Annotated in this window: 1 pseudogene; it reads left to right on the top strand. The window is 48.2% G+C overall.

The features are described from left to right. A pseudogene (locus tag LMF89_RS25435) lies at positions 1–695 on the top strand (molybdopterin-dependent oxidoreductase); the annotation flags it as partial.

Here is a 695-nt window from a genome sequence, read left to right as displayed (position 1 = left end):
ATCTATGCACCGCTTCGCTCAGGGACGGATATTCCGTTTGTCGGCGGTATGATTAAATATGCCATCGACAATAAACTTTTTCACAAAGAATATGTCGCAAAATACACGAATGCATCTTTCCTTGTAAAGGAAGGCTTCGATTTCAAAGACGGACTATTCAGCGGCTACGATGAAGCAACCCGTTCTTATGATAAAACAAAATGGGAATTCGAGACTGCGGAGGATGGCACTCCGAAGAGGGATGAAACGCTTGAACATCCGCGCAGCGTGTTCCAGCTCATGAAAAAACATTATTCCCGTTATGATGTCGATACGGTCGTCAACGTAACCGGAACGCCGAAAAAAGACTTCCTAAAGGTGTGCGATGCTTTCTGTTCAACAGGAAAGCCTGGCAAAGCCGGAACGATTATGTATGCGATGGGTACAACCCAGCATACTGTCGGAACGCAGAACGTTCGCGCGTTCGGAATCCTTCAGCTCCTTCTAGGAAACATCGGGCTTCCTGGCGGCGGAATTAACGCTCTCCGCGGCGAATCGAACGTACAAGGTTCAACGGATTTCGGGCTCTTGTTCGGAGATCTTCCAGGCTATGTCGGCGCGCCGAAAGCTATTCCGGAGCATGCGACTTTGAAAGGCTACCTGGAAAAAGAAACGCCAAAGACAAGCTACTGGGCAAATAAGCCAAAGTTTCTTGT

This window comes from Pelosinus baikalensis (genome assembly GCF_020819555.1).
Classification (GTDB): Bacteria; Bacillota; Negativicutes; order DSM-13327; family DSM-13327; genus Pelosinus; species Pelosinus baikalensis.
The sequence above is the reverse complement of the archived record's forward strand: the minus strand, read 5'-3'. Positions and strand labels throughout refer to the sequence as shown.